Source organism: Streptomyces graminilatus, from assembly GCF_001418565.1.
GTDB lineage: Bacteria > Actinomycetota > Actinomycetes > Streptomycetales > Streptomycetaceae > Streptomyces > Streptomyces graminilatus.
Genome location: NZ_LIQQ01000688.1, coordinates 1 through 3738 on the forward strand (window position 1 = coordinate 1; position 3738 = coordinate 3738).

Genomic DNA, 3738 nt, shown 5'->3' on the forward strand with positions numbered 1-3738 from the left:
GGCGCCGGCGCCACCCGCCCGTACACACTCACACCCGGCCCCGCATCGAACACCCGCCCGGTCACGTGCTGCCACACACCCGCGTCGGCGTGCAGGTCGACGAACAGGGTCGTCGTCCCCGGCGCCCGCAACCGCAGCTCCTCGGCGATCCAGTGCCAGGGGAACCCGGTGTAGCGAACCGTCGCGGGCGTCGTACGGGCCAGGGCGAGATGCGGAAGGTGCTGTTTGCGGTCGAGTTGGAGCTGCCCGGTGATGAACAGGGTGAGCGGCCCGGCGGTCACCGCGGCGGCACGCAGCCGGGTGAGTACGGCCTGCGGCTCCAGCGGATCGGCGAGTTCGACGACGTTCGCGGTGTCGGCCCCGGCCAGCACGGCGGGGGCGACGGCGGCGAGCACGGGCAGCACGGACACCGCGTCCACCAGACAGCCCTTGCCGAGGGGCGAGACGGCAAGCAGCAAGGCGGTCCCGGTCGTCGGGTGCGTCGAAGCCGTTGATCCACTCATGGGCCCTCCCCTCACCTGCCTTCAACTCGCGCGTAGACAGCACCGTAACGGGTGCGACTGCGAAGGGATGTTGGCGGTACGGCTGTCGCCCTATGGGTGGCCCGGCCCGGACCGCGCCCCGGGGTCCGCCACACACACCGCGAACACCGTCGTGTCGTCGGCCAGCCGCCCGCCGCAGTGCCGCAGCGTCCCGTCCCGTACGAACGCCACCAGGCGCCGCGGTGCCGCGGTGCGCGGATCGCGGGAGACGGCGTCGGCGACGCGTTCGCGCAGTGGGAAGAAGGTGCCGTCGGCGTCCCTGGCCTCGGTGACGCCGTCGGTGACGAGGAGCAGGGTCTCGGCGGCGCCGAGCGGCACCCGGGCCACGGACGGCAGCCCGGACCCGCCGGAGCCGGACGCCAACTCGCTGAGCCCGAGCGGGAGTCCGTCCCCCGGCGGCAGACTCCGTACCCCGTCGGCCGACACGATCAGGGAAGGCTCGTGCCCGAAGTTGACGACTTCGACGACAACATCCCCGACAACACCGCTGACAACATCCCCGACGGGTCCAGAATGGGACCGCGCAGGCGAGGACGGCGAGCACCCCGCCGAGGCCGACGAGGATGAAGTCGGGCAGCTCGGACTGGTACTGGTGCGGCCAGGCACTGTCGACGAAGACATAGGTGCAGAGGGAAAGGACGGCGAAGACGACGGTGCCGGCCACCCGGCAGAGCGCGGCGGCGATCCCGGGCACCAGCACGATCCAGGAGATGATCCGGAACTCGCCGGTGGTGTTCCAGTCGAGGACCGCGATCCCGATGAGCAGCACCAGCGGCGGCACCCAGCCGACACCGCGCCGCCGGAAGGAGAGGGGCGAGTAGGGCGAGTAGGGCGAGTAGGCCGATGAGGACGAGGAGAAGGTGGGCTCCTCGTCCGTACCCGCCCTGCCCACCGGGCCCGCCCTGCCCACCGGCCTCATGGAACCCAGCGAAACACGGCCGATCACGCCTGTCGACTTGCCGACGGCCCTCTCCAGGTGTGCTCTGGAGGGCGTGGGGGCGAGGAGAGAGGAACACTCTCATGACTCAAGCAACGTCAGGCATCCCCGGCGGCATCCCCGGCGGCAAGGCCGCGATCCAAGGCCGACCGGCCTCCCCGACCGGCCTCCCCGACGTCTTCAGCGCCCGGGTCCACCGGATCGCGAACATCGTGCTGCCCGTCGTACTCGGACTGGTGTACGGCTACTGGGTCGCCGCCGTCCAGCGTGACGGCGGTCCCATCACCGGCGGGAACGTCCTCCTCGGCTTCGTGAGCGCGCTGGCGTTCATGGTGCTGCTGATCGGCGTACGGGCGGTGGCGCCGAGGCTGCGGCGGGAGCTGCACGCGGCGATGTGGGGCGCGTTCGCCGGGATCGCGTTCGGGTTCCTGTACAGCCAGACCGGGGCGAGTGTGCTGCGGTCGTGCGGCAACTCGCTGGTGGTCGCGGGGTCCGTGTGCGCGATGATGTTCTACCGCTACTACACACACGAGGACGCGGCCGGCCACCGGCTGGACTGATCCCGGCCCACCCGGGGTGACATCAGCCGATGGTGACGTTCCAGTCGAGGGTCAAGGATCCCGAGGCGCTCCACTGACCGTGATCATCGTTGTGGTCACGGTCGTGGTCGCGACCGTGGTCCTTCCGCTGCGGGCACGGGTCGGTGCAGGTGGGCACCGGCCTGCCGCCCGTGTCGATGAAGACTGCGCTCGCCCAGCCGTCGACACCGGGCAGCCAGTACCAGTGCGGGTTCCCGCGCACTTTCTGCCCGAGGACCGAGCACTCGACGTGACCGTGGCTGCCCGGGGCGAGCGCCGCGACGACGGGCGAGTGGGTGGTCGGCCGCTCCCGCACGTTCAGCTCGCCGACGGAGACGACGGTGCCCCGGATCCTGGAATGGCCGGAGTGGCCGGAGTGGCCGAAGTGGTCGGAGACGTGGGATCCGGTCGGTGCGGCAGCCATCGCCGTACCGGCCGTGCCGAAGGGTGCGGCGGCGAGGACTCCGCCGGTGAACAGGGCCGCGGTCAGGGTCCGCAGGGCCGTACTGGTGCGCATGATCGGCCTCCTTCTCCCCAAAACCAGGAAACACCCGTTCAGGTGAACGCTCCACCGGAGGCTCCACCGCCGGGGCTTGTCCCGCACGCCCATATGCAGTCAACCGGCTCGCGTTTCCCACCCCCGGGCCGTTGCCTGGAGGGGTGCCTCACCGTCTCCGGAGCGTCCTGTCGGCCGTCCTCACCGCCCTCGCGTGCCTCCTGCTGCCCTTCGGCGCGCTCTCGGCCTGGGCGGCGTACGGACTCGCCGACACCGGCCGGTACGTCACCGCGATGGCGCCGCTCGCCGAGAATCCGTACGTGCAGGACGCGATCGCGGACAACGTCGGCGCCGGGATCGCGCACGTCGTCGACGTCGGCCCGCTCGAAGGGACCGTGCACCACTTCGTGCAGGACGCGGTGCACTCGTTCACCCGCACCCAGGCCTTCCGCACCGCCTGGGACACGGCGAACCGCGCCACCCACGAAGCCGTCCTCGACGCCCTGCGCAACGGCCCCGGCAGACAGCGCGAGAACAGTCCCGGCGACCTCGGCGATCCCGGCGATCCCGATGACAGCGGCAACCACTACGGCAGCTACGGCAGTTACGACAACTACGGCGGCCACCACGGTTACCACGGCCTCCATGGCTACCGCGGCTACCGCGGTTACCGGGGCAAGGGTGCCGTCACCATCGACCTCGCCCCCATCACCGCCCAGGTCAAACGTCAACTCACCGCGGACCACGTGCCGTTGGCGAGTCACATCCCCGTCGCACACACCGAGGTGGCGGTCCTGCCCGCGCAGGATCTCGTACCGCTCCGGAAAGGTTTCCGCGTGCTCGAAGTCGCCGGTTTCTGGCTTCCGGTGACGGCCGGCGTCCTCGCCGTCGCCGGTATTACCATCGCCGTCCGGCGCCGCCGGGCGATCACGGCGACCGCGCTCGGCACGGCGCTCGGCGGGGCGCTGCTCGGCGGGGCGCTCGTGGTCGCCCGCCGGCTCACCCTCGCCGACCTGCCGCCGGGCGTATCCGCGCCCGCCGCGGGCGCCGTCTACGACGCCCTGACGGCCACCCTCCGTACGGTCTCCTGGCTGCTGCTCGCCCTCGGCCTCGCCGTGGCCCTCGGCATGTGGGTCACCGGCCGGTACGGCCGCGCCGGGCGATCCCGGCGCGGACCCGAAGCAC

General features: G+C 71.7%; 3 protein-coding genes and 2 pseudogenes. 2 read left to right on the forward strand and 3 right to left on the reverse strand.

Features of this window, described 5'->3' with window-relative positions:
- Window positions 1-503 (reverse strand): annotated as a pseudogene (locus tag AOK08_RS39925) (hypothetical protein); the annotation flags it as partial.
- 90 nt (window positions 504-593) lie between these two features.
- Window positions 594-1461 (reverse strand): annotated as a pseudogene (locus AOK08_RS44225) (PP2C family protein-serine/threonine phosphatase).
- A gap of 101 nt (window positions 1462-1562) precedes the next feature.
- Here AOK08_RS44225 and AOK08_RS39940 point away from each other — a divergent pair.
- Window positions 1563-2039, forward strand: a complete 477-nt coding sequence (locus tag AOK08_RS39940) for a hypothetical protein (protein ID WP_055535216.1) — start codon at window positions 1563-1565, stop codon at window positions 2037-2039.
- A gap of 22 nt (window positions 2040-2061) precedes the next feature.
- On the opposite strand, the gene AOK08_RS39945 is transcribed toward AOK08_RS39940, so the two are convergent.
- Complete coding sequence (locus AOK08_RS39945) at window positions 2062-2574, reverse strand: hypothetical protein (RefSeq protein WP_055535217.1); 513 nt, start codon at window positions 2572-2574, stop codon at window positions 2062-2064.
- A 143-nt stretch (window positions 2575-2717) separates the two neighbouring features.
- On the opposite strand from AOK08_RS39945, the gene AOK08_RS48180 reads away from it, so the two are divergent.
- A partial coding sequence (locus AOK08_RS48180; protein ID WP_055535219.1) for a hypothetical protein occupies window positions 2718-3738 on the forward strand: 1021 nt, incomplete at its 3' end.

Coding starts and splice junctions, on each gene's coding strand:
- AOK08_RS39940 (WP_055535216.1), top strand. CDS start 1,563: ATGACTCAAGCAACGTCAGGCATCCCCGGCGGCATCCCCGGCGGCAAG.
- AOK08_RS39945 (WP_055535217.1), bottom strand. CDS start 2,574: ATGCGCACCAGTACGGCCCTGCGGACCCTGACCGCGGCCCTGTTCACC.